The 24,924-nt window shown below is 63.2% G+C and carries 21 protein-coding genes; 12 read left to right on the top strand and 9 right to left on the bottom strand.

Annotated elements, in window-relative coordinates; translation table 11 throughout:
* Nucleotides 1-101 precede the first annotated feature (101 nt).
* From ACVWWD_RS22625 to ACVWWD_RS22595, 7 genes are all read left to right on the top strand, one after another.
* Nucleotides 102-1,637, top strand: a complete 1,536-nt coding sequence (locus ACVWWD_RS22625; protein ID WP_457103391.1) for an FAD-dependent monooxygenase — start codon at nt 102-104, stop codon at nt 1,635-1,637.
* 85 nt (nt 1,638-1,722) lie between these two features.
* Nucleotides 1,723-2,457: a FadR/GntR family transcriptional regulator gene (locus ACVWWD_RS22620; protein ID WP_023783243.1), complete on the top strand. Its 735-nt coding sequence runs from the start codon at nt 1,723-1,725 to the stop codon at nt 2,455-2,457.
* Nucleotides 2,454-3,641, top strand: a complete 1,188-nt coding sequence (locus ACVWWD_RS22615; protein ID WP_352549820.1) for a PLP-dependent transferase — start codon at nt 2,454-2,456, stop codon at nt 3,639-3,641. Before ACVWWD_RS22620 ends, ACVWWD_RS22615 begins: the two co-directional genes overlap by 4 nt.
* 25 nt (nt 3,642-3,666) lie before the next feature.
* Nucleotides 3,667-4,944 (top strand): ABC transporter substrate-binding protein, encoded by a 1,278-nt coding sequence (locus ACVWWD_RS22610; protein ID WP_352549822.1) that lies wholly within the window; start codon nt 3,667-3,669, stop codon nt 4,942-4,944.
* 185 nt (nt 4,945-5,129) lie between these two features.
* Nucleotides 5,130-6,053 (top strand): carbohydrate ABC transporter permease, encoded by a 924-nt coding sequence (locus ACVWWD_RS22605; protein WP_023783246.1) that lies wholly within the window; start codon nt 5,130-5,132, stop codon nt 6,051-6,053.
* Nucleotides 6,053-6,901, top strand: a complete 849-nt coding sequence (locus ACVWWD_RS22600) for a carbohydrate ABC transporter permease (RefSeq protein ID WP_023783247.1) — start codon at nt 6,053-6,055, stop codon at nt 6,899-6,901. Before ACVWWD_RS22605 ends, ACVWWD_RS22600 begins: the two co-directional genes overlap by 1 nt.
* A gap of 4 nt (nt 6,902-6,905) precedes the next feature.
* Nucleotides 6,906-7,973: an ABC transporter ATP-binding protein gene (locus tag ACVWWD_RS22595; RefSeq protein WP_352549824.1), complete on the top strand. Its 1,068-nt coding sequence runs from the start codon at nt 6,906-6,908 to the stop codon at nt 7,971-7,973.
* 91 nt (nt 7,974-8,064) lie between these two features.
* Here ACVWWD_RS22595 and rpmG read toward each other — a convergent pair whose 3' ends face one another.
* From rpmG to ACVWWD_RS22555, 8 genes are all read right to left on the bottom strand, one after another.
* Complete coding sequence (gene rpmG / locus ACVWWD_RS22590) at nt 8,065-8,232, bottom strand: 50S ribosomal protein L33 (protein ID WP_006201775.1); 168 nt, start codon at nt 8,230-8,232, stop codon at nt 8,065-8,067.
* A 154-nt stretch (nt 8,233-8,386) separates the two neighbouring features.
* Entirely contained in the window at nt 8,387-8,845 is a 459-nt protein-coding gene (locus tag ACVWWD_RS22585; protein WP_023770063.1) for a hypothetical protein, read from the bottom strand.
* A gap of 114 nt (nt 8,846-8,959) precedes the next feature.
* The gene (locus ACVWWD_RS22580; protein WP_457103390.1) at nt 8,960-10,138 is read right to left on the bottom strand and encodes an MFS transporter; all 1,179 of its coding nucleotides are present in this window, start codon (nt 10,136-10,138) and stop codon (nt 8,960-8,962) included.
* Nucleotides 10,139-10,216: 78 nt separating this feature from the next.
* Nucleotides 10,217-10,957 (bottom strand): NUDIX hydrolase, encoded by a 741-nt coding sequence (locus ACVWWD_RS22575; RefSeq protein ID WP_352549869.1) that lies wholly within the window; start codon nt 10,955-10,957, stop codon nt 10,217-10,219.
* 73 nt (nt 10,958-11,030) lie between these two features.
* The gene (locus ACVWWD_RS22570) at nt 11,031-11,465 is read right to left on the bottom strand and encodes a DUF983 domain-containing protein (RefSeq protein ID WP_023783250.1); all 435 of its coding nucleotides are present in this window, start codon (nt 11,463-11,465) and stop codon (nt 11,031-11,033) included.
* A complete protein-coding gene (rnr, locus tag ACVWWD_RS22565) occupies nt 11,465-13,771 on the bottom strand; it encodes a ribonuclease R (protein WP_457103389.1) in 2,307 nt (768 codons plus the stop codon). Before rnr ends, ACVWWD_RS22570 begins: the two co-directional genes overlap by 1 nt.
* A gap of 6 nt (nt 13,772-13,777) precedes the next feature.
* Nucleotides 13,778-16,396 carry a type I DNA topoisomerase gene (topA, locus tag ACVWWD_RS22560; protein ID WP_023770068.1) on the bottom strand — a complete coding sequence of 873 codons (2,619 nt, stop codon included), beginning with the start codon at nt 16,394-16,396 and terminating at the stop codon, nt 13,778-13,780.
* A 345-nt stretch (nt 16,397-16,741) separates the two neighbouring features.
* A complete protein-coding gene (locus tag ACVWWD_RS22555; protein ID WP_352549830.1) occupies nt 16,742-17,119 on the bottom strand; it encodes a COG4315 family predicted lipoprotein in 378 nt (125 codons plus the stop codon).
* Nucleotides 17,120-17,287: 168 nt separating this feature from the next.
* Between ACVWWD_RS22555 and ACVWWD_RS22550 the strand changes: the two genes are divergently transcribed.
* The 4 genes from ACVWWD_RS22550 to ACVWWD_RS22535 all read left to right on the top strand — a co-directional run bounded on the left by ACVWWD_RS22550 (nt 17,288) and on the right by ACVWWD_RS22535 (nt 22,440).
* On the top strand, nt 17,288-18,034 hold the full coding sequence (locus ACVWWD_RS22550; RefSeq protein WP_023770071.1) for a cytochrome c biogenesis CcdA family protein: 747 nt from the start codon (nt 17,288-17,290) through the stop codon (nt 18,032-18,034).
* Between the two features lie 159 nt (nt 18,035-18,193).
* On the top strand, nt 18,194-19,570 hold the full coding sequence (gene glmU / locus ACVWWD_RS22545) for a bifunctional UDP-N-acetylglucosamine diphosphorylase/glucosamine-1-phosphate N-acetyltransferase GlmU (protein ID WP_352549832.1): 1,377 nt from the start codon (nt 18,194-18,196) through the stop codon (nt 19,568-19,570).
* A gap of 201 nt (nt 19,571-19,771) precedes the next feature.
* Complete coding sequence (gene glmS, locus ACVWWD_RS22540) at nt 19,772-21,595, top strand: glutamine--fructose-6-phosphate transaminase (isomerizing) (RefSeq protein ID WP_352549834.1); 1,824 nt, start codon at nt 19,772-19,774, stop codon at nt 21,593-21,595.
* 92 nt (nt 21,596-21,687) lie between these two features.
* Nucleotides 21,688-22,440, top strand: coding sequence for a DUF502 domain-containing protein (locus ACVWWD_RS22535; RefSeq protein WP_352549836.1), 753 nt, complete (start codon nt 21,688-21,690; stop codon nt 22,438-22,440).
* On the opposite strand, the gene recG is transcribed toward ACVWWD_RS22535, so the two are convergent.
* The gene (recG, locus tag ACVWWD_RS22530; RefSeq protein WP_457103388.1) at nt 22,392-24,500 is read right to left on the bottom strand and encodes an ATP-dependent DNA helicase RecG; all 2,109 of its coding nucleotides are present in this window, start codon (nt 24,498-24,500) and stop codon (nt 22,392-22,394) included. The two genes, ACVWWD_RS22535 and recG, sit on opposite strands and share 49 nt — an antisense overlap.
* 92 nt (nt 24,501-24,592) lie before the next feature.
* On the opposite strand from recG, the gene ACVWWD_RS22525 reads away from it, so the two are divergent.
* The gene (locus ACVWWD_RS22525) at nt 24,593-24,880 is read left to right on the top strand and encodes a succinate dehydrogenase assembly factor 2 (RefSeq protein ID WP_023783257.1); all 288 of its coding nucleotides are present in this window, start codon (nt 24,593-24,595) and stop codon (nt 24,878-24,880) included.
* Nucleotides 24,881-24,924: the final 44 nt, after the last annotated feature.

The following is a 24,924-nucleotide window of genomic DNA, read 5'->3' as shown; positions in this document are numbered from 1 at the left end:
ATCCCCTCCATTTCATACATATGGCGCGCAAGGGGCTTGCGGCAAGACCCGCCTGTTCCCGTAGAACCACGACCTGAGTTAACGGAAACGGGAGTGGCGAAATGCCGGAATTGTTGCCAGGAGGCCGAGTGCGTGGGGATCATGCGGTGGTGATCGCCGGAGGCGGTCCGACCGGGTTGATGCTGGCTGGCGAACTCGCATTGGCGGGCGTCGATGTGGCCATTGTCGAGCGGCGGCCGAACCAGGAACTCATCGGTTTGCGCGCAGGTGGCCTGCACGCCCGCACCATCGAGGTGCTCGACCAGCGCGGAATTGCCGACCGCTTCCTCTCGCAGGGACAGACATCGCCGTCGGTGGGCTTCCACATGACCCGGTTGGACATCAGCGACTTTCCCACGCGGCACAACTATCTGCTGGCGCTGCGGCAAAACCACATCGAGCGGATATTGGCCGACTGGATCAGCGAGTTCGGAGTGCCGATTTATCGCGGGCAGGACGTCACGGGCTTCGCACAGGATGATGGTGGCGTCGACATCGATCTGTCCGGCGGCCAGCGGTTGCGGACGCAGTATCTCGTCGGCTGCGACGGAGGACGCAGCATGATCCGCAAGGCCGCGGGGATCGCGTTCGAAGGATGGGATCCGACGATGAGCTGGATGATCGCCGAGGTCGAGATGGCGGAGGAACCAGCATTGGGCTTTCGCAGTGACGCCCATGGCATCCATGCGATCGGCAAGATTGAGGAAGGTGGCCGGGTGGGTGTCGTGCTGACCGAGCGACACCTGAACATTGGTGGTGAACCGACACTGCGCGATCTCAGCGAGGCGCTTGCCGGCGTCTACGGCACTGACTACGGGGTCCACAGTCCGACCTGGATTTCCAGGTTCACCGACGTGACGCGGCAGGCTGCCGCTTACCGCGACAGACGTGTGCTGCTAGCCGGTGACGCCGCGCATATCCATCCCCCAATGGGCGGACAGGGTCTCAATATCGGCGTGCAGGACGCGGTGAACCTGGGATGGAAGCTGGCCCAGGTGGTAAAGCGAATATCGCCGGAAAGCCTGCTCGACAGCTACCAGGCCGAACGCCATCCGGTCGCCGCCCGCGTGCTGCGCAACGCGATGGCGCAGGTCGCGCTTCGTCGGATGGATGCTCGCACCAAGGCCTTAAGCGACACATTCGCCGAACTGCTCGCCATGGATGGGCCACGCAAACGGATCGCCGCGGAGATGTCTGGGCTGGGTGTCCACTACGATCTCGGGGAAGGGCACGGGCTGCTTGGGCGACGAATACCCGACCTCGATCTCTGCACCGCCAACGGGCCGTTGCGACTGTTCACGTTGCTCCACGACGCGCGGCCGCTGCTCCTCAATTTCGGTGAGCCAGGCAGGTTGGATATTGTGCCTTGGGCCGGCCGGGTCCGGGAGATCGACGCTTTGTATGCCGGTGCCTGGGAGCTTCCCCTACTCGGAACGGTCGGCGCACCCGACGCGATCTTGATTCGGCCCGATGCATACGTGGCTTGGGTTGGCGTTGAGAATGAACAGGGATTGGCCGATGCGCTGACCAGATGGTTCGGACCGACTTCCGGAGCCGGGCGCCCTTCCGAACGCAGCGCGTCACCTTCCATGGGCTGAATGCCGTGTGCCTCCTGACAAGCGATTGACAGGAGGCTCCGTCTGTGCAGAAATTGGTTGGACCATTGGACCACTTGGAGGAAATGTGGACCAGAACAGTCTGCCACCCATTCAGACGACGGCCCGTGACGACGCCGTGCTGAAGGCATTGGTGAGCTTCGTCCGCGCCGAGGCCTTGCGGCCTGGCGAGCGACTGCCGACCGAGCGCATCCTGGCCGAGCGGCTCAAGGTGAGCCGCAACACGGTGCGCGAGGCGCTGACGCGGTGGGAAGGACTGGGTCTGGTCGAACGCCGGCAAGGCAGCGGCACGTTTCTCAAGGCGGCCGTCTCGCCCGACATGCTGCATTTGCCGTTGACGCTGGCGGGCGGCAATGACTTCACCAGCCTGATGCAGACGCTGGAAATCCGCCGCGCGCTGGAGGCGGAAGCAGCGGCACTGTGCGCCGAGCGGGCAAGCCCGGCCGACATTGCCGAGATCGAAGGCAAGCTCGATATAATGGAGCAGGCGTTTCGCACCCTCGACGGCATGTCATCGGAAGAGGACTGGGAATTCCACCAGGCGATCTACCGGGTCTCCGGCAATCCGCTGTTCGAACAGATCATCGCCGCCATGCACGAACTGTTCCATCGCTTCTGGGAGCATCCGCTCGGTGTGCGCGATTTCGGCCATGCCAGCTTTCCCTATCACCGCACCATCTACGAACGTATCGCCGCGCGTGATCCGCAGGGAGCCCGCGACGAGGCGCTCAAGCTCATCGCCACCGTCGAGGACGATCTGAAGCGCGGTGCGGCCAAACTCAAACTTTCGGACCTGAAATGAACGGGCATCCAGACGGCTTCGACCACGATTATCTCGCCGAGGCGGCGACGCTTTTGGCGCATGACGAACCGTTTCCCGGCGGTGCCGTCGTGCCTCCGATCTACCAGACCTCGTTGTTCACCTTCGCCAATTATGCGGAAATGGCCGATACTTTTGCCGGCAAACGAAAGCAGCCGATCTATTCACGCGGCGACAATCCGACGGTCATGGAGTTCGAGGCCCGAGTCGCCGCGCTCGAGGGCGCCGAGGCCGCACGCGGCTTCTCCAGCGGTATGGCGGCGATCAGCGCCACCGTGCTTGCCTTCGTCGGCGCGGGCGAGCGCATCGTTGCGGTACGCAACTGCTATGGCGATGCCTACCGGCTGTTCGAGCGGCTTCTGCCGCGGCTCAACATCAAGGTCGATTATGTCGACGGCTCCGACCCGGATGCGGTTGCCGCGGCATTGCCCGGCGCCAAGCTGCTCTATCTGGAAAGCCCGACCTCGATGGTGTTCGAGCTCCAGGACCTGCCGCATCTGACCCGGCTGGCAAAAGAGCAGGGCATCGTCACCACCATCGACAATTCCTGGGCGACCCCGGTGTTCCAGAAGCCGATCTCGCATGGCGTCGACCTCGTGCTGCACTCGGCCTCGAAATATCTCGGCGGCCACAGCGACACCGTTGCCGGCGTGGTGGCCGGCTCGGCAGCGCACATCAAGCATATCAACGAGCAGACCTATTCCTATCTCGGCGGCAAGCTGTCGCCGTTCGAGGCCTGGCTTTTGCTGCGCGGCCTGCGCACGCTGCCGCTGCGTCTGCCCCACCATATGAAGAGCGGGCTTGCCATCGCCGAGCGGCTGAAGGCGCATGGCAATGTCGAGCGGGTCAACCATCCAGCCTATTCGAACCATCCGGGCAAGGCGACGCTTGCCGGCTATGGCGGATTGTTCTCGTTCGAGGTTACCGAGGACATCGACATTCCCGTGTTCGTCGACGCGCTGAAATATTTCCGCATCGGCGTCAGCTGGGGTGGGCATGAGAGCCTGGTCGTACCGGCCAAGGCGTCGCTGGAGCAGACGCCGGGACTGAATTCGATGGCGCGCTTCGGCGTCAGCCCCCGAACCATCCGCTTCAATGTCGGATTGGAAAGTGTCGAGGATCTCTGGGCGGATGTCGCCCAGGCCTTCGAAAAAGCCAGAAAATAGCGGGTTCAAAATGGGAGTCTTGAACATGAAAAAACTGACCGTCATGCTTGCCACCGTCGCGGGGCTGGCGATTTCCGCCGGTGGCGCGCTCGCCGATTCAACCCTGAAAATGGTCGAGGTTATCACCAGCCCGCCGCGCACCGAATTCCTCAAGAAACAGATCGCCGAGTTCGAGGCGGCCAATCCAGGCGTCAAGGTCGAATTGGTCTCGCTGCCCTGGGGCCAGGCTTTCGAGAAATTCCTGACCATGGTGCAGGCCGGCGATACGCCCGATGTGGTCGAGATGCCGGAACGCTGGATGGGGCTCTACGCCAACAATGCCCAGCTCGAGGATCTCGGCCCCTATATGGCCAAATGGGACGACGCCAAGACGCTCGGCGACCGCGCCAAACAGTTCGGCTCGACGGTCAACAACACCCAGTTTATGATCCCGTATGGCTACTATGTGAACGCGCTGTTCTGGAACAAGAAGCTGTTCAAGGAGGCTGGTCTCGACGGCCCGCCGGCGACACTCGACGAGTTTGTCGCCGATTCCAAGAAGATCTCGGCCATTCCCGGAAAATACGGCTACTGCCTGCGCGGCGGGCCGGGCGCCTTCAACGGCATGCACATGTTCATGAACATCGCTCAGGGCAAGGGCGGCTATTTCAACGAGGACGGTACCTCGACCATCAATGAAGAGGGCTCGGTCAAGGGCCTGCAGATGCTGGCCGACATGTACAAGAATGGTCTGGCGCCGAAGGATGCAGTGAGCTGGGGCTTCAACGAAACCGTCACCGGCTTCTACTCCGGCACTTGCGCCATGCTCAATCAGGATCCGGACGCGCTTCTCGGCATCGCCGACAAGATGAGCGCCGACGACTTCGCCGTGGCGCCGCTGCCGGTCGGACCAAGCGGAAAGTCCTATCCGACGCTCGGCTATGCCGGCTGGGCGATGTTCGCCAACTCGCAGCACAAGGACGACGCCTGGAAGCTGATGGCGACGCTTCTGTCGCCGAAGGACAATCTGGAATGGGCCAAGGAAGTTGGCGTCGTGCCGATCCACAAGGGTGCGGACCAGGATCCCCATTTCAAGACCGAGCAGTTCAAGGGCTGGTTCACGGAACTCAGCGACGGCTCCAAATATGAAATGGTGACGCCGCCGACGCATCTGGAAAACCTCGGCAATTTCGTCGACCAGGTCGCGATCAAGAACTTCCAGGAAGTGCTGCTCGGCCAGAAGACGGCCAAGGAGGTCGCCGAACAATGGGCTGCCTTCCTGACCAAGGAACAGCAGGACTGGCTGGCGAAGAACAAGAAGTAGGCACCTGCTCTTCCTTCTCCCCGTTCACTCACGGGGAGAAGGTGCCACGAGGTGACGGATGAGGGGCGGCGCCAGCATTCGCAAGTTCGCGCTGCCCCTCATCTGCCTACCGGCATCTTCTCCCCGTGAACGGGGGGAAGGGGGCAGCTTCAATGCCGGCATCCATCCTTCACCGTGAGCATCGTATGACCTATGCCGTATCCGAAATTCGATCCGCGGCGCCGCCACGAAAAAAGCGGCTCTCCTACGCGACGATCGAGCCTTGGCTCTACCTCAGCCCGGCGATCATCCTGCTGGTCGTGGTGCTGCTCGTGCCGTTGGTCATCGGCATCAGCTACTCCTTCCGCAAATTTTCGGCCTTCAAGTCCGAGTATGTCGGGCTCGGGCAGTATGAGGCGATGCTGTCGGACCAGGTGCTGGGCCAGGCGCTGATCAACACGTTGTGGTGGACGGTGGCCAGCCTGTTCTTTCAGTTCTTCCTCGGCCTTGGCCTGGCGCTGCTGCTCGACAAACCTTTTCCAGGCCGCAAGGCGGTGCAGGCGCTGGTCTTCCTGCCCTGGGCGGTTCCGTCCTTCCTGTCGGGCCTTACCTGGGCCTGGCTGTTCAATCCGATCGTCGGTCCGCTGCCGCACTGGCTGTTCGCCTTGGGGCTGAAAGCCGAACCGACCAACGTCCTGTCCGATCCCTCCACCGCCATGTGGGGGCCGATCGTAGCCAATGTCTGGTTCGGCATTCCGTTCTTCGCCATAACGCTGCTGGCGGCGCTGAAGTCTATTCCCTCGGAACTGCATGAGGCGGCGGCGATCGACGGCGCTTCGCCGTTGCAACGTTTCACCAAGGTGACGCTGCCCTTCCTGGCCCCAACCATCGCCATAACGGTGATGTTGCGCACGATCTGGATCGCCACTTTTGCCGACCTCATCTTTGTCATGACCGAGGGCGGACCGGCTGGCTCGACCAACACGGTGCCCGTCTACATCTATGTCAGCGCCTTCAAGTCGCTGGACAAGGGCTATGCCTCGGCCGTGGCGGTGCTGCTGCTCGTCCTGCTCATCGCCTACGCGATCGTGCTGATCGCCATTCGCCGCTCGCTTGTGAGGCACGTCTGATGATCGCCGGACGCTCAGCTTCACAGCGCTTCTTCGGCGGCATCGGCCTTTACGCCGCGATCGCCGCCTACGTCGTCTTCGCTCTGTTCCCGATCTACTGGACGCTGAAGATCTCGGTCACGCCGGAGCGGCTGCTCTATTCCGAAGGCATCACCTTCTGGCCGTCGCACATGACGATCCAGAATTTCGTGACCGTGCTCGAAGCCACCGATTTCCCGCGCTATTTCCTCAACAGCGTCATCGTCTCGGTGTCGACGGCGGCACTGGTCACGGTCATCGCCACGCTCGCCGGCTACGCCATGTCGCGTTTCACCTTTCGCGGCAAGGCTGCACTGGCTCTCATGTTGCTTCTGACCCAGACCTTTCCGCTGGTGATGGTCATTCCGCCTATCTACCGCGTGATGGGGCAGATCGGCCTGATCAACAGCCTGACCGGGCTGATCATCATCTACACCGCCTTCAACACCGCCTTCGCCACCTTTCTGATGCAGTCGTTCTTCGACGGCATCCCCAAGGACCTGGAGGAGGCGGCGATGATCGACGGCTGCACGCGCGCGCAGGCAATGCGCAAAGTGATCGTGCCGCTGACGTTGCCCGGCATGGGCGCGACGCTGGGCTTCGTCTTCACCGCCGCATGGAGCGAGCTGCTGTTCGCGCTGATGCTGATCTCCAGCGACGACCAGAAGACCTTCGCCGTCGGCCTGCTCACCTTCATAGGCAAGTTCGCCGTCGACTGGGGACAGATGATGGCGGCGTCGATCCTGGCGCTGATCCCGGTCTGCATCTTCTTCGCTTTCCTGCAACGCTATCTCGTCACCGGCCTGACCGCCGGCGCCGTCAAAGGATAGACCGATGGCCTCTGTCACGCTCGAAAAGGTCCGCAAGGATTATGGCTCCGTGCGCGTTCTGCACGCGGTCGATCTCGAAATCGCCGATGGCGAGTTCGTCGTCCTGGTCGGACCGTCCGGCTGCGGCAAGTCCACGCTTTTGCGCATGATCGCCGGGCTCGAGGAAGCCTCGGGCGGCGAGATCCGCATCGGCGAGCGGTTGGTCAACGATGTTGCGCCCAAGGACCGCGACATCGCCATGGTGTTCCAGTCCTATGCGCTCTATCCGCATATGGACGTCTCGAAGAACATGGGCTTCAGCCTGATGCTGCGAAAGGCCGAGAAGCCGGCGATCGATGCGCGCGTCGATGGTGCCGCCAAGCGGCTGGGGCTCGATACGTTCCTGCAACGCCTGCCCAGGCAATTGTCTGGCGGCCAGCGCCAGCGTGTCGCCATGGGCCGTGCCATCGTGCGCGATCCCAAGGTCTTTCTCTTCGACGAGCCGCTGTCGAACCTCGATGCCAAGCTGCGCGTTCATATGCGCGCCGAGATCAAGGCGCTTCACCAGCAACTGAAGACCACTTCGGTCTACGTCACCCACGACCAGATCGAGGCGATGACCATGGCCGACCGCATCGTTGTCATGCATGACGGGCTGATCCAGCAGGTGGGCGCGCCGCTCGATCTCTATGACCGGCCGGCCAATATGTTCGTCGCCGGCTTCATTGGCTCGCCTGGGATGAATTTCCTGCCGGCGACGGTGGAGAAGGGCGCCAAGGTGGACGCCGTGTTGTCCGATGGCCAGAAGCTTCGGCTGCCGCACGGCCTGCCGCTCAGGGACGGTGACGTCATCACCGTCGGGCTGCGGCCCGAGCATATCCGGCTGGCTGATGACGGCGCCCTGCAAGGCGAAGTGGGAGTGGTGGAGCCGCTCGGCCTGTCGACGCAGTTCTACGTCAAACTGGCCGGCCAGCAGCTTTGCGTCTTTGCGATCGGCCGCGCGGCCGTGAAGCCCGGCGACATGGTGCGCCTGTCGGCCGATCCGGCATCGCTGCATTTGTTCGACGAGAAGAGCGGCGACCGCATCGGCTAAGCGCTCAGCCGGGCTGACGGACATCAGCCGCCCGGCCAAACGAAAACGCCGCCCGATGGGCGGCGTTTCGGCATTCCAAAGGGAAACCAGATTACTTGATCTTGGTTTCCTTGAATTCTACGTGCTTCTTGGCGACCGGGTCGTACTTGCGGAACGACAGCTTGTCGGTCTTGGTACGGCTGTTCTTGCTGGTGACGTAGAAGAAACCGGTGTCGGCGGTCGACAGAAGCTTGATCTTGATGTTTGCGGCTTTGGCCATGATCTCAGTCCGTTATGTTCGTGGGGTTTTGGCCGCTGGAGCACGGGAAAACACCCGGACGCGGGAAACTTGGCGCGACACATAAAGAACGTGCCTGGAAAGTCAAGCCCGGCCAACCTTATGTGGCTCGCCCAAGCAGCCCAGAATGCATAGATCAGGCGGTTTCCGCTTCGGATACCGCAACCTTCTTCCAGTCTCCGGTCGTGTTCCACCAGCGATTCGGATTGGCACGGTCGTCCAGCCCCTTGGAGCGGCTGGCAAGGATCGGCTGGATGCGGATCACCGGCTCTTGATAGGAATGCGCCTGGAAAATCGCCTCGACGACGCGAGCCGCCAGCGCCTGGTCGTCGGGCAGTTCGAACGAAACCTCGACCGTGCCGGGGCGCCGCCGCAATTCGGCCTCGGCGCCGGCGGCCGCGCCGGCAAGTGGCCGGTAGCGCTCGATGCCATGCGCCGACTGGTAGGCGTTTCGATCATATTTACCCATAACCAGCGGGGCGATCGCAACCACCGCATCCATGATGCGGTCCACGTCCGAGGCCGGTGCCTGGAAGGTTACAAGCAGCAGAAGCGTCATTCGCAGTGATGTGGTCTCAAAGCCGCTGTCGATCATGGCAGTGTCCTCAACTTCGGGTATCAGGGGACACTCTTTTAACCGCACGCTCCTGACACGGTTCTGTCAGTATCTGCCGCGGCGCGGCGGATAAGGGCACTCGACGGTGGGGTGCTACAGCAGGAGCTTGCGGACGAGCCTGAAGCAGACCAAGGCGATGTAGGCGGCGAAGAACAGGCCGAGCGACCAGCCAAAGCCGGAAGGCCCGAAACTGTCCATTCCGATGCCGATCGCCTGCGGACCAAGCACCATGCCGACGCCGTAGCACAGCACGAAAGCGGCATTGGCCGAAGCCAGCTCGTGGCCGGAGAGCTGCGAACCGAGATGGGCGAGGCCGATCGTGTACATGGCCGCGACGACACCGCCCCAGACGAAAAGCAGGGCAGCCATCAAGTGCCAGTTAGCGGCAAAAAACGGCATGAACATCGTGCCGGCGAGACCGACCGTGGCGCAGGCGAGCAGCAGATAGCGCCGGTCCGAGACGCGGTCGCTGATCATGCCGATCGGGATCTGCAACAGCACGTTGCCGAGACCGATCATGGTCAGCAGCAGCGCCGCGTCGGCCTCGGAATAACCGATGCGGTTGCCGTAGATCGGGAACAGCGCGAAGCCGCCAGTCTCGACGGCGCCGAACACGAGTACGGCGAAAGTCGCGGTTGGCACCAGCCAGATATAGCGCAGGAAGTGGCTGGTTTCGCTGTCGGCCACGATGGTCGGGCTTTCGTTGCGCGCGGCGAGCACCGGTATGGCAGCCAGCGTCACCAGGGCAATGATGACGCCGAACGGCCTGAAGCCGGAGCTGCCGAGATGAGCAAACAGCCACGGCCCGGCGGCAAAGCCGAGCGACAGGACGGTGGCATAGATGCCAAGCACAAGGCCGCGCCGGTGTGGCGGCGCCGACGTGCTGATCCAGAATTCCGACAGGATGAACAGCACTGTCAGCGCGATGTGCAGAACGACGCGCAGCGGAAACCACATCCAGAAATCGGGCGCGAAATGGAAACCGACGAAGGCGAGCGCCCCGGTGGCAATCATGGCGATCATGGCCCAGGCGACGCCGAAGCGCATGGCGAGCGGCGTGGCCAGCGGCGCCCCGGCGATCGAGGCCAGGCCGGCGACAGCCGTGTTTAGGCCGATCATCGAGGCCGAATGACCGCGTGTTTCCAGGATGACGCTGAGCAAGGGCATGCCGAGGCCGATGGCGATGCCGACGACGCTGATCGACGAAATCGCCGCCACCATCGGCAGCCAGTGTACGCGTTCGTCGCCCTGTGGTTGGGTATCGACCGTCATGGGATGCTGAATACTCTGTCTCTTTGATCTTGCGCAATTCCCGTGGGAAAACCGCGGCACACTTTTCCTGGAATTGCTCTAGAGAAGTTCGCGGGTGAAGCTGTTGCGGACAAGCCGGTAGAAAGGAACAGGTCCGCCCGGCCGCAGCAGCGGATCGTCGGCGAGCCGCTTTTCCAGTTCGTCTAGGATCATTCGGGTGATGTCGGGTATGTCGGCCTGCTTGGCCTTGGCGAGCGGCAGCCAGACCAGTTCCTCCAATTCGTTGGTCGGGCCGCCATCGGCCAGTTCGACGGCGACATCGCCACGCCAGGCGCTGAAGAAGCGGGTGTCGAAGCGGCGCACCCGGTTCGGTGGCGTGATGGCGCGCGCGACGAAGCGCAGCGCTTCCAGCGACGGTGCCACGCCATGTTCGACGAAACCCTGCCAATCGCGCCTGGTCGTGGCAAAGGCGCCTTTGCGGCCGATCAGCAGGCCGGCTTCCTCGTAGGTCTCGCGGACCGCCGACAAAGCAATGGCGCGGGCACGGGCGCGGCTGGTGCGGCCGGGGCCGGCCGTCAGCTTGGCTTCTTCGTGCTGGTCGAGTGCCGTTGCTGTCGGTATGCGGCTGTCGGCAGGGTCTGTTCGGCCGCCGGGGAACACGAACTTGCCTGGCATGAAAGCGTGTGCGGCGTGGCGGCGTCCCATCAACACCTGGACGTCGTCGCCATTGCGGTCGAGCAGGATGAGCGTCGCGGCGTCACGCGGACGCAGGCGCCCGCCGCCATGCGTGGCAAGACCCTTGTCGAGCTTGTCGGCATCCGCCTTGGTCAATGCTTCCATGCGCAGGGACCTAGCGGAAACTTCTTGCATGCGAAAGTAGCCTTAGCGATTGGCGTGTTGCGCCAGCGGCGCCTCAGGCGCCGTGGTGGGACTCCGTCCCATCCTTTTCGCCACCGAATCCGTGCATATAGAACGCCCATTGCAGTCCGATGACGGCACCCTTGACCGGTTGCAGCAGCGCGATGGAGAGCAGGATGGTCAAAGGCACCCATATGGCAATGTGCTGCCAGGTGGAGAGCGTCGAGGTCGCTTCCACGCCCATGAAGGCACCGAGAACGATATGGCCGACGATGACGATGACCAGGTAGGCTGGCAGATCGTCGGCGCGATGGTGATGGATCTCCTCGCCGCAGACGCTGCAGGTTTCGACAGTCTTGGTGAAGCCGCGGAACAGCTTGCCTTCGCCGCATTTCGGGCAGCGGCCCAAGATGCCCCGCTTCATCGCCGTCCACAGTGGGCGGGCAATCCGGCCAGACTGATGTTCGCCGCCAAAAACCTGTTGTTCCATCATCGTCTCCTGCCGCGCGACCCCGGTCGCGATTGCGACGCACGGGCCCGGCCCTTAGCCTTGTGAAACGACCTGCTGGAGCCTGGCAGGGGCTTTGGGTCGGTCAACATCTCGAAGCGCATCGCGCCGGCCATTGGCGCCACCTCGACGAGCCGGACCTCGACGCGGTCCGCGAGCTGGTAGCCTTTGCCCGAGCGTTCTCCGAACAGGGAGCGGGCCGTTTCATCGTATATATAGTAATCGCCGCCCAAAGTTGAAACCGGGATGAAACCATCGGCGCCATATTGCGGCAATTGGACAAAAAGTCCTGATTTGGTGACGCCGGAGATGCGGGCATCGAAGCGGTCGTCGATGCGCTCAGCGAGGTAGGCCGAAATCAGCCGGTCAACCGTGTCGCGCTCGGCAGCCATTGCGCGCCGCTCGGTGCCGGAGATCAGCACCGCAACGTCTTCGAGGCGGGCCTCCTCATCCTGCGTCAGTCCGCCTGGGCCGAGGCCGAGCGCGGCAATAAGTCCGCGATGCACGATCAGGTCGGCGTAGCGGCGGATCGGCGAGGTGAAATGGGCGTAACGGCTGAGGTTGAGGCCGAAATGGCCGATGTTCTTGGGTGAATATTCGGCCTGGCTCTGCGAGCGCAGCACCACTTCGTTGACCAGCGCCTCGTTGTCGGCGCCGCGCACACGCTCAAGAATGCCGTTGAGCTGGCTGGGCCGCATCTGGGCGCCGCGTGCCAATGACAGGCTAAGCGTCTGCAGGAATTCGCGCAGCGATTCCTGCTTGGCCAACGACGGCGCGTCATGGACGCGATAGACCAGCGCCTGCTTCTTGCCCTCCAGCGTTTCGGCCGCGGCGACATTGGCCTGGATCATGAACTCTTCGATCAGCTTGTGGGCGTCGAGCCGCTCCGGCACGACGACGCGGTCGACCGTGCCATCCGGCTTGAGCAGGATCTTGCGCTCCGGCAGGTCGAGCTCCAGCGGCTGTCGGCCGTCGCGGCCGCACTTGAGGATCGCATAGGCCTCCCACAGCGGCCTCAGCACAGTGTCGAGGATCGGGCCGGTCTTGTCGTCCGGTACACCGTCGATCGCGGCCTGGGCCTGGCTATAGGCCAGCTTGGCCGCCGACTTCATCATGACGCGGTGGAAGGAATGCCTGATCTTTCTGCCCTCCGCGGAGAAAGTCATGCGCACCGCGAGTGCCGGACGATCCTGACCCTCGCGCAGCGAACAGAGATCGTTGGAGATGCGTTCGGGCAGCATCGGCACGACGCGATCGGGGAAATAAACCGAATTGCCGCGCTTCAGCGCTTCGCGGTCGAGCGCCGTGCCATGGCGGACGTAGGCCGCGACATCCGCGATGGCGACCGTCGCGATGACGCCGCCGGGGTTCTTTTCGTCGAGGTCAGGGGTGGCGAAGACCGCGTCGTCATGGTCCTTGGCGTCGGCCGGATCGATGGTAACCAGCGGCAGGTCGCGCCAGTCCTCGCGATGGTCAAGCGTCGCGGGCTTCGCCGCCTCGGATTCGGCAATGACGTCGGCTGGGAAAATGTGGGGAATGTCGTGCGCGTGGATGGCGATCATCGAAACCGCCTTTTCGCTGGTCAGCGAACCCAGCACATTCAGCACCTTGGCGCGGGGCAACCCAAAGCGGGAGGCTCGCGCTGGCTCGACTTCGACCAGGTCGCCGTTTTTGGCGCCGTTCTGGAATTCCTTGTCGACGATCAGCTCGGGCTGGCGCCGTTCCACCGGCTCGATGCGGAAGCTGCCGTCCTGAAGCACGCGAAAGACGCCGAGGACAGCGTCCGTGCGCTTCTCGAAGATCTTCATCACTCGGCCGGTATAGGCAGGCCCTGACGGATCGTCGGTCGGGAAGGTTTTGGCCAGCACGCGGTCGCCGATGCCTGGCGCGGGACCGTTGCCGCTGCGCGAAACGCGGATCGAGACCACGGGAGGCTCGCCCGGACCGACTGCCTCGGCCGGGTGCGCCAGCAAGATGCCATCGCCGTCGCGGCCAAAGATGTCGAGCACGGCGACATGGGGTAGGGCGCCGACCCTGGCCAACCGCTTGCGCTCCTTGGTCAAAACGCCTTCGTCCTGCAGGTCGCGCAGGAGATCCTTCAGCCAGACGCGGTCGTCGCCGCGCAACGCGAACGCCTTGGCGATGTCGCGCTTTCCGGCGCGATCTGGGTTTGCGGCGATATAGCGCAGGATTTCGTCGCGCGAGGGCCGATAGTCGTCCTTGACCTTGGCCCGGGTGTCGGCGGTGCGGGGATCGCCGTGACTTCTTCCGGTGATCCTGCGCGCCACGCCGTTCTACCCTTTTTTCTTCGCGGCCGGCTTTTTGGCCGCTGTTTTCTTGGCGGTGGGGGCTTTGATTGCCGCCGCCTTGCGGAACGGCTTCTTGCCACCGCCGCCCTTGGCTTCCTTCTCGGCAATCAGCGCCAGCGCATCCTCGATCGTCACCGATTGCGGATCCTTGCCCTTGGGCAGCGTGGCGTTGACCTTGCCGAAATTGACGTAGGGGCCGTATTTGCCGTCGCGCACGACGATCTTGCCGCCATCCGGATGGTCGCCAAGCTCCTTCAGAGCCGCAGGCGTGCCACCGTTGCGGCCACCCTTGCCCTTGGACTGCTTCTCGGCAATCACCGTGACGGCACGGTTGAGGCCAATGGAAAACACATCCTCGATGCTGTCGAGATTGGCGTAGGTGCCATCGTGCAGCACGAACGGCCCGTAACGGCCGAGGCCCGCCGAGATCATCTTGCCGGATTCGGGATGTTTGCCCACGTCGCGCGGCAGCCCCAGCAAGGCCAGCGCCTTCTCATGGTCGATGGAATCAGGCGTCCAGCCCTTGGGCAGGCTCGAACGCTTTGCCTCCTTGCCGTCGCCGCGCTGGATGTAGGGGCCGAAGCGCCCCGAGCGCAGCGTGATTTCCTCGGCCGTATAAGGATCCTTGCCGAGCAACTTGGTACCGTCCTCGCCGCCGCCATTCTCGCCATTGGGATTGGCGGCGTCGCCGAGCTGGCGGGTGAAGGAGCATTCGGGATAGTTCGAGCAGCCGACGAAAGCGCCGAACTTGCCGAGCTTCAGCGACAGATTACCGGTGCCGCATTTGGGGCAGATGCGCGGGTTGGAACCGTCCTCGCGGGCGGGAAAAACCAGCGGTGCCAGTTCCTCGTTCAGCGCATCGAGCACATCGGTGACGCGCAGCTCCTTGATGTCGGCGACGGCGCCCGAGAAATCCTTCCAGAAATCGCGCAGCACGTCCTTCCAGGCGAGCTTGCCGTCGGAGATCTCGTCGAGTTTCTCCTCCAGCGACGCGGTGAAGTCATACTCGACATAGCGCGCGAAGAAGCTTTCCAGGAAGGCCGACAGCAGGCGGCCCTTGGCCTGCGGCACCAGCCGGCGCTTGTCGATGGTGACGTAGTCGCGGTCCTCGAGCGTCTTCAGGATCGCGGTGTAGGTCGAGGGGCGGCCGATGCCGAGTTCTTCCAGCTTCTTGATCAGCGACGCCTCGGAGTAGCGCGGCGGCGGCTCGGTCGTGTGCTGGGTGGCATTGATCGCGCGGCGGGCAAGCTGCTCGCCGGAGCGGATCTCCGGCAGACGGCGGTTTTCCTCGTCTTCGGTGTCGTCGTCCTTCTGATCGGTGTAGGCGGCGATGAAGCCGTCGAAGCGAACGACCGAGCCGACAGCGCGAAGTTCCGCGGTGCGGGCGCCATTCAGCGCCTCGATCTCGACAGTGGTGCGCTCGATCTCGGCCGACTGCATCTGGCTGGCGATGGCGCGCTTCCAGATCAGTTCATAAAGCCGCATCTGGTCGGAATCGAGATATTGCCTGACCGATGCGGGGGTGCGCATGAAATCCGTCGGCCGGATGGCCTCGTGCGCTTCCTGGGCGTTCTTGGCCTTGGCGGTGTACTGGCGTGGTTTCTCCGGCAGGTACTTCGGGCCGAATTCCTTCGCAATGGCATCGCGAGCAGCATCGATCGCCTCGGGGGCCATCTGCACGCCGTCGGTTCGCATATAGGTGATCAGGCCGGTGGTCTCGCCGCCGATCTCCATGCCCTCATAGAGCCGCTGGGCCACCTGCATGGTGCGCGTGGCCGAGAAGCCGAGGCCCGATGAGGCGGCCTGCTGCAATGTCGAGGTGGTGAAGGGCGGACCGGGGTTGCGCCTGGTCGGCTTGGCTTCGACGGACAGCGCCTTGAAGGTGGCGCCTTCGAGCATCGCCTTGATATCGTCGGCCTGTGCCTTGTTGGCAATGTCGAGCTTTTGCAGCTTCTTGCGCTCGAAGGCGGTGAGGCGGGCTTCGAAGGTCTCGTTGCGCGGCGTGCCGAGGAGAGCTGATATCTGCCAATATTCCTCGCGGATGAAGCGCTCGATCTCGGATTCGCGGTCGCAGACCAGGCGCAGCGCCACCGACTGGACGCGGCCGGCGGAGCGGGCTCCCGGCAATTTGCGCCACAGGACAGGCGACAGGGTGAAGCCGACGAGATAGTCGAGCGCGCGGCGGGCCAGATAAGCGTCGACCAGCGGCGCATCGATCTGGCGCGGATTGGCCATCGCCTCCAGCACCGATGATTTGGTGATGGCGTTGAAGACGACGCGGCTGACCGGCTTGTCCTTCAGCGCGCGCTTCTGCTTGAGCACTTCCAGAACGTGCCAGGAGATGGCTTCACCTTCGCGATCCGGGTCGGTGGCAAGGATCAGGCCGTCGGCGTCCTTGACCGCCTTGGCGATGTCGGCGAGCCGCTTGCCGGAGGCGGTGTCGACCGCCCAGGACATGGCAAAATCCTCATCCGGGCGCACCGAGCCATCCTTGGCCGGCAAATCGCGGACATGGCCGAACGAGGCCAGAACCTTGTAGTTCCTGCCCAGATATTTGTTGATTGTTTTTGCCTTGGCCGGCGATTCGACGACGACGACGTCCATGAGGTCTCATATCAGCTGTGATGCGGCAGAAGAATTCCGCTGCGCGCGACGAAATCTCGGTTCTGTTCGTCGCTCACATGGCCGCGCTTTTGCATCCGGTCAAGGGCAGGCGCCCAAAATGCGGGGCCGCCGACAGCAATACACTCTAAGAGTGTATGGAGAACATCACATATTTTAGAATGAGTGGGCGCAAGCCTCGGAAGATTGGGAGAAGTTCAATTTGTTGCTGGTCCAATCGGGCTGGAATGGGCCAGGTCGAGTCCGGCGACGGCCCGGCCGCCGGACTCGGAGGGATGCCCGGCGGCCGTTGAGAAGTCCCGTTTGGCGGAACTCCCGATGGGAAACTCAGTCCGCCTTGACGACGTGCCAGACGCCGGCGACGCCATCCCCCGTCACGTCGCCGGCCTTCTTGTCCTTGATGAAGGTGTAGACCGGCTTGCCGTCATAGGCCCACATCTTGGTGCCGTCGGTACGGTCGACGACGCTCCATTCATCGTCCGCCTTGGCGCCGGCCTTGGCCTTCAGCGGCGGCCAGTTGGCGGCGCACTTGTCGTAGCAGCTGGTCTTGCCCTTTTCGTCCTTGTCATAGGTGTAAAGCGTCATGCCTTTGGCGTCGGTGTAGATCTTGGCGCCATTGACCTCGGCTTCCTTCCACGCTTCGGCGGCAAAGGATACGGCGCTGCTGAGCAGGAGCGCGGCCAGCGCTGCGGTTATCGTTTTCATGAAAATCTCCGTGGCTGATATTCGAAGGCGCGCGGGAAATCGCGGCCTCGTCGTGTCAACGCCCTGCGCGGATGCTTTCTTCCCCGCCCGCGATGACTTACCACACGATGGTGATTGGCGGACAAACCGGCGTGCCGCTATATCGTCGCCATAGGTTGGAGTTTTGGAATGGCATTGGATATCGGCTATGTCAGCGCGGTTGGGGCGGGGGCCATCTCGTTCCTCTCGCCATGCGTGCTGCCGCTGGTGCCCCCTTATCTCTGCTACATGGCCGGCGTCTCCGTCGACGATTTCCGCGGCAATGCAGGTGCGACGGCACGCGAGGGCGCGCGCGGCGCGCTGCTCTATTCCTCGATCGCCTTCGTGCTCGGTTTTTCCACCGTGTTCGTGGCGCTAGGCGCCGGCGCGTCGACCATCGGTCGGCTGCTGCGCGTCTGGCAGGAGCCGCTGGCGATGGGCGCCGGCGTGCTGATCATCCTGATGGGCCTGAATTTCCTCGGCATCCTGCGTATTCCGCTGTTGTCGCGCGAGGCGCGTTTCCAGTCGCAGGGCAAGCCGGCAAATGCTATCGCCGCCTATGTCATGGGGCTCGCCTTTGCCTTCGGCTGGACCCCCTGTATCGGCCCGGTGCTGGGGCCGATCCTGACCCTGGCCGGCGGCCGCGAAACGGTGGGCGAGGGCGCGCTGCTGCTCGCCGCCTATTCGCTCGGACTTGGCATCCCGTTCCTGATCGCGGCGCTGTTCTCCGGCGCCTTCATGCGCTTCCTCGGCAAATTTCGCGTCCATCTCGGCCGCGTCGAAAAGGCCATCGGCGCACTGCTGGTGGTCGCTGGCGTCTTTTTCCTCACCGGTGGCGTGCAGACGGTGTCCTACTGGTTGTTGGAAAATTTCCCGGTGCTGGGGCGGCTGGGCTGACGCTTGTCGACTTGCGGTGAGGTACGGGATTTCAACTGAGGACCCGCTGATTAAGAGTCAGCTGCTTTATCATCTCACCGGAATTTAACCGCATTGGTGCAGCATGGCGCCACTGCTATCGTGTCTTGATTCCCAACCCTTTCATACGGTTGCCCGTCCATGAGCCAGAGATCCTGCCTGTCCGTCATCCTCGCCGCCGGCGAAGGCACGCGCATGAAGAGCGCGCTGCCGAAGGTGCTGCACCAGATCGCTGGCCTGCCGATGGTCGCTCACGTGGTGAAGGCGGCCGACGCCGCCGGCGCCAGCAGCGATGCGATCGTCATCGGACATGGAGCGGAAGAGATGCGCAAGGCGGTAGCGAAATTTTCACCCAAGGCCGAAACCTTCGTGCAGGAAGAGCGCTTGGGTACGGCGCATGCTGTTCTTGCCGCACGTGAAGCTATATCAAGGGGTTATGACGACATCCTGGTGATGTTCGGCGACACGCCGCTGATCGATGCGGAAGCGCTCACGATGGCGCGGCTGAGATTGGCGGAAGGTGCTGCCGTCGTGGTGATCGGATTCCGCCCACCCAATCCGACCGGCTATGGCCGGTTGATCGAAAAGGATGGCAAGCTCACGGCTATCCGCGAGGAAAAGGACTGCTCCGAAGAGGAGAAGAAAATCGGCTTCTGCAATGCCGGCATGATGGCGGTGGCCGGCGCGCACGCGCTGACACTGCTCGACGCGGTCGGCAACAAGAATGCCAAGGGCGAGTATTATCTGACCGATATCGTCGAAATCGCCAGTGCACAAAGTCTCGATGTCGTTGCCACCGAAGCCAGCTTCGAAAGCGCGCTCGGCATCAACAATCGCGCCGAACTGGCGCAAGCCGAAGCCATCTGGCAACAGCGCCGGCGCCATGACGCGATGCTGTCGGGCGTGACGCTGATCGCCCCGGAAACCGTGTTCTTCTCGTACGACACCGACATCGGCGCAGACACCATCGTCGAACCCAACGTCTGGTTTGGTCCGGGCGTGAGGATCGCCGGCGGCGCTAAAATCCACGCCTTCAGCCACATCGAGGGCGCCACCATCGGGTCCAATTGCGATGTCGGGCCGTTCGCACGGCTGCGGCCAGGCGCCGATCTCAGAAACAAGGCCAAGGTCGGCAATTTCTGCGAGGTCAAGCAAGCCGTTATCGAGGACGGCGCCAAGGTCAACCATTTGACCTATATCGGCGACGCGCGTGTCGGCTCGGGCGCCAATATCGGGGCGGGCGCCATCACCTGCAACTACGACGGCTACTCAAAGTTCTTCACGGACATCGGCGAGGGTGCCTTCATCGGCTCCAATTCCTCGCTCGTGGCGCCGGTGTCGATCGGCAAGGGCGGCTACATCGCCTCGGGCAGCGTCATCACCGAAAGCGTACCCGACGATGCGCTGGCCTTCGGCCGCGCCCGCCAGAAGACGATCCCCGGCAAAGGCAAGGAATTGCGCGAACGCTTTGCTTCCGCGGCGGCCGCGAAGAAGAAAGCGGCTGGCGCCGACCATTAGCGATTGGGTCGACGGTCTGCTTTCTCGCCGAAGCCATCGAAAAACCGAATGATTGCAGTAACTGGATTGCAAGAGCGGGCTGTCATGGTGCATGCCTGCTGAAGCGTCCGTTACAGCGGGCGAAATGCAATGTGACTTTCGCGGCAGGCCGGCCACGCCTAAATATCGCTGGTTTTCCGTTGGCAATCGGGGACTGTCTGCATGTGCGGTATCGTTGGAATCGTCGGCCACTCGCAGGTTGCGCCGCTCATCGTCGACGCACTGAAGCGGCTCGAATATCGCGGCTATGACTCCGCCGGCGTCGCCACCATCGAGAAGGGCGAGCTCGGCCGCCGCCGTGCCGAGGGCAAGCTGGTCAACCTCGAACGCCGGCTAAAGGATGAGCCGCTCGACGGCATGATCGGTATCGGCCATACGCGCTGGGCAACCCACGGCGTGCCCAACGAGACCAATGCCCACCCGCATTTTTCGGACGGCGTCGCCATCGTCCACAACGGCATCATCGAGAATTTCGCCGAATTGCGCGAGGAGCTGATCCGCGACGGCTATTCCTTCTCGTCGCAGACCGATACCGAGGTTGTTGCTCACCTGGTAGCGCGCGAGCTTGCCAAAGGGTTGAAGTCGGTCGAGGCCGCGCACAAGGCGCTGAAGCGGCTGGAAGGCGCCTTTGCGCTGGCCATCATGTTCAAGGGTGACGAGGACCTGATCGTCGGTGCGCGCAATGGCCCGCCTTTGGCCGTTGGCCATGGCGATGGAGAGATGTTTTTGGGATCCGACGCCATCGCGCTCGCTCCGTTCACCAATTCGATCACCTATCTCGAGGACGGCGACTGGGCGGTGGTGCGCCGCGACGGCGTCGCCATCTTCGACATCGATGGCAAAAAGGTCGACCGCAAGCGCCAGCAGTCGCTGTCGACCAGCTTCATGGTCGACAAGGGCAACCGCCGCCATTTCATGGAGAAGGAGATCCATGAGCAGCCCGAGGTGATCTCGCACACGCTGGCTCATTATGTGGATTTCGTCTCCGGTGTCTCCAAGCCGCTAGATCTGCCATTCGACTTCGCCAAGATCGGCCGGCTGGCGATCTCCGCCTGCGGCACCGCCTATCTCGCCGGCTTGATCGGCAAATACTGGTTCGAGCGCTATGCGCGGCTCCCGGTCGATATCGATGTCGCGTCGGAATTCCGTTACCGCGAGATGCCGTTGTCGGCCAACGACGCCGCCTTCTTCATCTCGCAGTCGGGCGAGACCGCCGATACACTGGCCTCCTTGCGCTATTGCCGCAAGGCCGGGATGAAGATCGGCGCCGTCGTCAATGTGCGGGAATCGACCATGGCTCGCGAATCCGACGTCGTGCTGCCGACGCTGGCCGGGCCAGAGATTGGCGTCGCTTCGACCAAGGCTTTCACCTGCCAGTTGTCCGTGCTCGCGTCGCTTGCCGTGCGCGCCGGCGTGGCGCGCGGAGCGATCTCGAAGGAGCAAGAGAAAACGCTGGTGCGAGCGCTTTCGGAGGCGCCGCGCTATGCCAACCAGGTGCTCAAGCTCGAAGAGCAGATCGAACGGGTCGCCCGGGAACTGTCGCGTTACAAGGACGTGCTCTATCTCGGACGGGACACCAATTTCCCGCTCGCCATGGAAGGCGCGCTGAAGCTCAAGGAAATTTCCTACATCCACGCCGAAGGCTATGCCGCAGGGGAGTTGAAGCATGGGCCGATCGCGCTGATCGACGAGAACATGCCGGTGATCGTGATAGCGCCGCACGACCGCATCTTCGAAAAGACCGTGTCCAACATGCAGGAAGTGGCGGCGCGTGGCGGCAAGATCATCCTGATCACCGACGCCAAGGGCGCGGCGCAGGTGAGCCTGAAGACGATGGAGACGATCGTGCTTCCGGATGTGCCGGAAATCATCTCGCCAATCATCTATGCGCTGCCGATCCAGATGCTCGCCTACTTCGCCGCCGTGTTCATGGGCACCGACGTCGACCAGCCGCGCAATCTGGCGAAGTCGGTGACCGTGGAATAGGCGCTTGTAAACAGGCGCCTTTAAAAACTTCGCAGTTCCAAAGCGCCTTCCGGTTCACTAATGTCGCGTCGCAATAGCGCCTCCGGTGAACCATGTCAGACGCTCCCAAGACTTCCGGCATGACGCGGCTGAGGAACTATTTCCTCACGGGCTTCATCGTCTGCGCCCCGCTGGCGATCACCGCCTATATCGCCTGGTCGTTCATCGGCTGGGTCGATTCCTGGGTGAAACCGTATATTCCGGCGCGGTACAGCCCCGACACCTATCTGCCGTTTCCGGTTCCGGGGTTCGGGCTCATCGTCGCGCTCATCCTGATCACGCTGATCGGTTTCCTGACAGCCAACATTGTCGGCCGCGCCATAGTCGGCTTTGGCGAGCGCTTGCTTGGCCGCATGCCGCTGGTGCGCGGCATATACGGCTCGCTGAAGCAGATTTTCGAGACCGTGCTGTCGAACAAGGGCGACATGTTCCGCCAGGTCGGGCTGGTCGAATATCCACGCAAGGGCGTGTGGTCGCTGGTGTTCGTCGCCAGCGAAAAGGAAACCGAGATCAACCAGAAGCTCGACCGGGAAGGCGACCCGCTGATCGCCGTGTTCATGCCCTGCACGCCGAACCCGACGACCGGTTTCCTGATGTATGTTTTGAAGTCGGACATCGTGCCGCTCGACATGACCATCGAGGACGGCGCCAAACTGATCGTGTCGGCCGGGCTGGTGGCCCCCGAGGTGAAGACGAAACTGGTGACGCTGAACGGCGACCCGATCAACGGAACCCTGGCCAATCCGCCGCTGGGACCTCATCCGGCCCGCAGGAGCCGCACGGCCTCGTCGCGGCCAAACAAGTAGAGCAGGAGCCGCAGCGCCTCGCCGCGGTCCGATTGCAGTTCGGGGTCGCGCGACAGGATCAGCCTGGCGTCGTCTCTGGCGGCCTCCAGCAGGTCGGCGTGCACCTCGATGCGCGCCACCTGGAAACCCGGCGTGCCGGACTGGCGGGTGCCCAGCAATTCGCCTTCGCCACGCAGTTTCAGGTCCTCCTCGGCGATCAGGAAACCGTCCTCGGTCTCGCGCATCACCGACAGCCGGCGTTTTGCGGTCTCGCCAAGCGGATCCTTGTACAGCAGTACGCAGGACGAGGGCTTGTCGCCGCGTCCGACCCGGCCGCGCAGCTGGTGCAACTGGGCGAGGCCGAAGCGTTCGGCATGCTCGATGACCATGATCGTGGCGTCAGGAACGTCGACGCCGACCTCGATGACCGTGGTGGCGATCAGGATGCGCGTCTCACCCTGCTTGAAGGCGCGCATCGCCTCGTCCTTCTCGACACCCTTCATACGGCCATGGACAAGGCCGATGCGATCGCCGAACAGTGGCTTCAGCGAGGCAAAACGATCCTCGGCCGACATCAGTTTTATTTCTTCGGATTCCTCGACCAGCGGGCAAATCCAGTAGATCTTCTGGCCATCCGCGACGGCATCGAGCATGCGGCCGACCAGCTCGTCGAGCCGCTCCAGCGGCAGCCTAACGGTGCGGATCGGCTGGCGGCCGGCCGGTTTTTCAGTCAGCTTCGACACGTCCATGTCGCCGAAGGCGGTCAGCACCAGCGTGCGCGGGATGGGGGTCGCGGTCATGACCAGCATGTCGGGCGCGTCGCCCTTGGCGGTGATGGCAAGCCGCTGATGAACGCCGAAGCGATGCTGCTCATCGATGACGGCCAGGACCAGGTCTTGGAAGCTGACGGTTTCCTGAAACAGCGCATGGGTGCCGACGACGATGTCGATCTCGCCGCTGGCAAGACCCGCCAGCGTTTCGGCTCGCTCGCGGCCCTTTTCACGGCCGGTCAGGATGGCAATGCTCAAGCCGACCTTGGCGGCAAGCGGGGTGATCGTCGCCAGATGCTGGCGCGCGAGGATTTCGGTCGGCGCCATCAGCGCCGCCTGGCCGCCGGCCTCGACGGCGCGTGCCATGGCAAGCAGCGCCACCACCGTCTTGCCCGAGCCGACATCACCTTGCAGCAGCCGCAGCATGCGCTCCGGATCGGCGAGATCAGCGTTGATTTCGGCGAGCGCGAATTCCTGCGAGGGCGTAAGCGAATAGGGAAGGGCTGTGCGCAGCTTCTCGACGATGCGGCCATCGCCGACGAGAGGGCGGCCTGACAGGCGCCGCACCTTTGCCCGCACCAGGGCCAGCGAGACCTGGCCGGCGAGCAATTCATCATAGGCGAGGCGGCGCCATGCAGCCCCTTCGACCGCGACATCGATCGGGTCGGCGGGATAATGGACGCGGGTCAGCGCGTCGCCGAAGGACGCGAAGCTCTCGCGGCGCATGAAGGCATCATCCTGCCATTCCGGCAGCTCCGGCAGGCGGCTGAGCGCCTGGCCGATCGCACGGCGCAGCACCTTGCCGGACAGTCCCGCGGTCAGCGGATAGACCGGCTCCACCAGCGGCAGGTTCTCGGCTTCGCTGGCGAGCGCGATATGGTCGGGGTGGACCATGGTCGGGCGGCCGTTGAACCATTCCATCCGGCCTGACACCACGACATGCTCGCCCACAGGCATTGCCTTTTCGAGATAGGCGGCATGGGCATGGAAGAAGGTCAGGCCGATTTCGCCGGTGTCGTCATGGGCGTACACCCGGTACGGCACCGACCTGTTGCCGCGCGGTGGCGGCTGGTGGCGGTCTATGCGCAACTCAAGCGTCACGATGGCGCCTTCGGCCGCGAGTGCGATGCCCGGCCGGTTTCGGCGGTCGATGACGGTGTGCGGCAGCACGAACAGGAGGTCGCCGGCGCGTGCGGCGCGGTCGCCGAGATCGGCAGCAACGACCTTCTCGATCAGCGCGCCAACCTTCGGCCCGACGCCGGCAAGCGAGGTGATCGGGACAAACAGGGGATCGAGGATGGAAGGACGCATGATGTCAGCTTATGTCGCGACGGCCGCAGCGCAAGGCTGACAGCGCCCACTATCCACGCTATATGCGCCGCTTGAAGCGAGGATGCGGCACAATGACCGGAACGAAACGATCAAGCGAGGGGCTGGACGCGCATCGCCGCAAGCTGTTGTTCCGTTCGTGGCATCGCGGCATGCGCGAGATGGACCTCATCCTCGGCACCTTCGCCGATGCCGAGATCGGCACCTTGACCGCCGAGGAAATCGACCAATATGAGAGGCTCCTCGATATTGTCGACACGGAATTCCTGCCGCTGGTCACTGGCGAACGCCCGGTCCCGGCGGAGATCGACTGTGCCGTCCTGCAAAAGATCCTGGCGTCCCGCCGGACAATGACTTTCTGAACACACAAGCAATTCCAGGAAAAGTGCGAAGCGGTTTTCCCATG

The organism is Mesorhizobium sp. URHB0026 (assembly GCF_054059755.1).
This window is presented reverse-complemented; position numbering and strand designations above follow the sequence as displayed.

Excerpts from the sequence above, each read along its gene's own strand:
- glmS (WP_352549834.1), top strand. The coding sequence starts at position 19,772 with ATGTGCGGTATCGTTGGAATCGTCGGCCACTCGCAGGTTGCGCCGCTC.
- ACVWWD_RS22555 (WP_352549830.1), bottom strand. The coding sequence starts at position 17,119 with ATGAAAACGATAACCGCAGCGCTGGCCGCGCTCCTGCTCAGCAGCGCC.
- ACVWWD_RS22550 (WP_023770071.1), top strand. The coding sequence starts at position 17,288 with ATGGCATTGGATATCGGCTATGTCAGCGCGGTTGGGGCGGGGGCCATC.
- ACVWWD_RS22535 (WP_352549836.1), top strand. The coding sequence starts at position 21,688 with ATGTCAGACGCTCCCAAGACTTCCGGCATGACGCGGCTGAGGAACTAT.
- ACVWWD_RS22575 (WP_352549869.1), bottom strand. The coding sequence starts at position 10,957 with ATGGAAGCATTGACCAAGGCGGATGCCGACAAGCTCGACAAGGGTCTT.
- glmU (WP_352549832.1), top strand. The coding sequence starts at position 18,194 with ATGAGCCAGAGATCCTGCCTGTCCGTCATCCTCGCCGCCGGCGAAGGC.
- ACVWWD_RS22570 (WP_023783250.1), bottom strand. The coding sequence starts at position 11,465 with ATGGAACAACAGGTTTTTGGCGGCGAACATCAGTCTGGCCGGATTGCC.
- ACVWWD_RS22610 (WP_352549822.1), top strand. The coding sequence starts at position 3,667 with ATGAAAAAACTGACCGTCATGCTTGCCACCGTCGCGGGGCTGGCGATT.
- ACVWWD_RS22585 (WP_023770063.1), bottom strand. The coding sequence starts at position 8,845 with ATGATCGACAGCGGCTTTGAGACCACATCACTGCGAATGACGCTTCTG.
- rpmG (WP_006201775.1), bottom strand. The coding sequence starts at position 8,232 with ATGGCCAAAGCCGCAAACATCAAGATCAAGCTTCTGTCGACCGCCGAC.
- topA (WP_023770068.1), bottom strand. The coding sequence starts at position 16,396 with ATGGACGTCGTCGTCGTCGAATCGCCGGCCAAGGCAAAAACAATCAAC.
- recG (WP_457103388.1), bottom strand. The coding sequence starts at position 24,500 with ATGCGTCCTTCCATCCTCGATCCCCTGTTTGTCCCGATCACCTCGCTT.
- ACVWWD_RS22615 (WP_352549820.1), top strand. The coding sequence starts at position 2,454 with ATGAACGGGCATCCAGACGGCTTCGACCACGATTATCTCGCCGAGGCG.
- ACVWWD_RS22525 (WP_023783257.1), top strand. The coding sequence starts at position 24,593 with ATGACCGGAACGAAACGATCAAGCGAGGGGCTGGACGCGCATCGCCGC.
- ACVWWD_RS22595 (WP_352549824.1), top strand. The coding sequence starts at position 6,906 with ATGGCCTCTGTCACGCTCGAAAAGGTCCGCAAGGATTATGGCTCCGTG.
- ACVWWD_RS22580 (WP_457103390.1), bottom strand. The coding sequence starts at position 10,138 with ATGACGGTCGATACCCAACCACAGGGCGACGAACGCGTACACTGGCTG.
- ACVWWD_RS22605 (WP_023783246.1), top strand. The coding sequence starts at position 5,130 with ATGACCTATGCCGTATCCGAAATTCGATCCGCGGCGCCGCCACGAAAA.
- ACVWWD_RS22625 (WP_457103391.1), top strand. The coding sequence starts at position 102 with ATGCCGGAATTGTTGCCAGGAGGCCGAGTGCGTGGGGATCATGCGGTG.
- ACVWWD_RS22600 (WP_023783247.1), top strand. The coding sequence starts at position 6,053 with ATGATCGCCGGACGCTCAGCTTCACAGCGCTTCTTCGGCGGCATCGGC.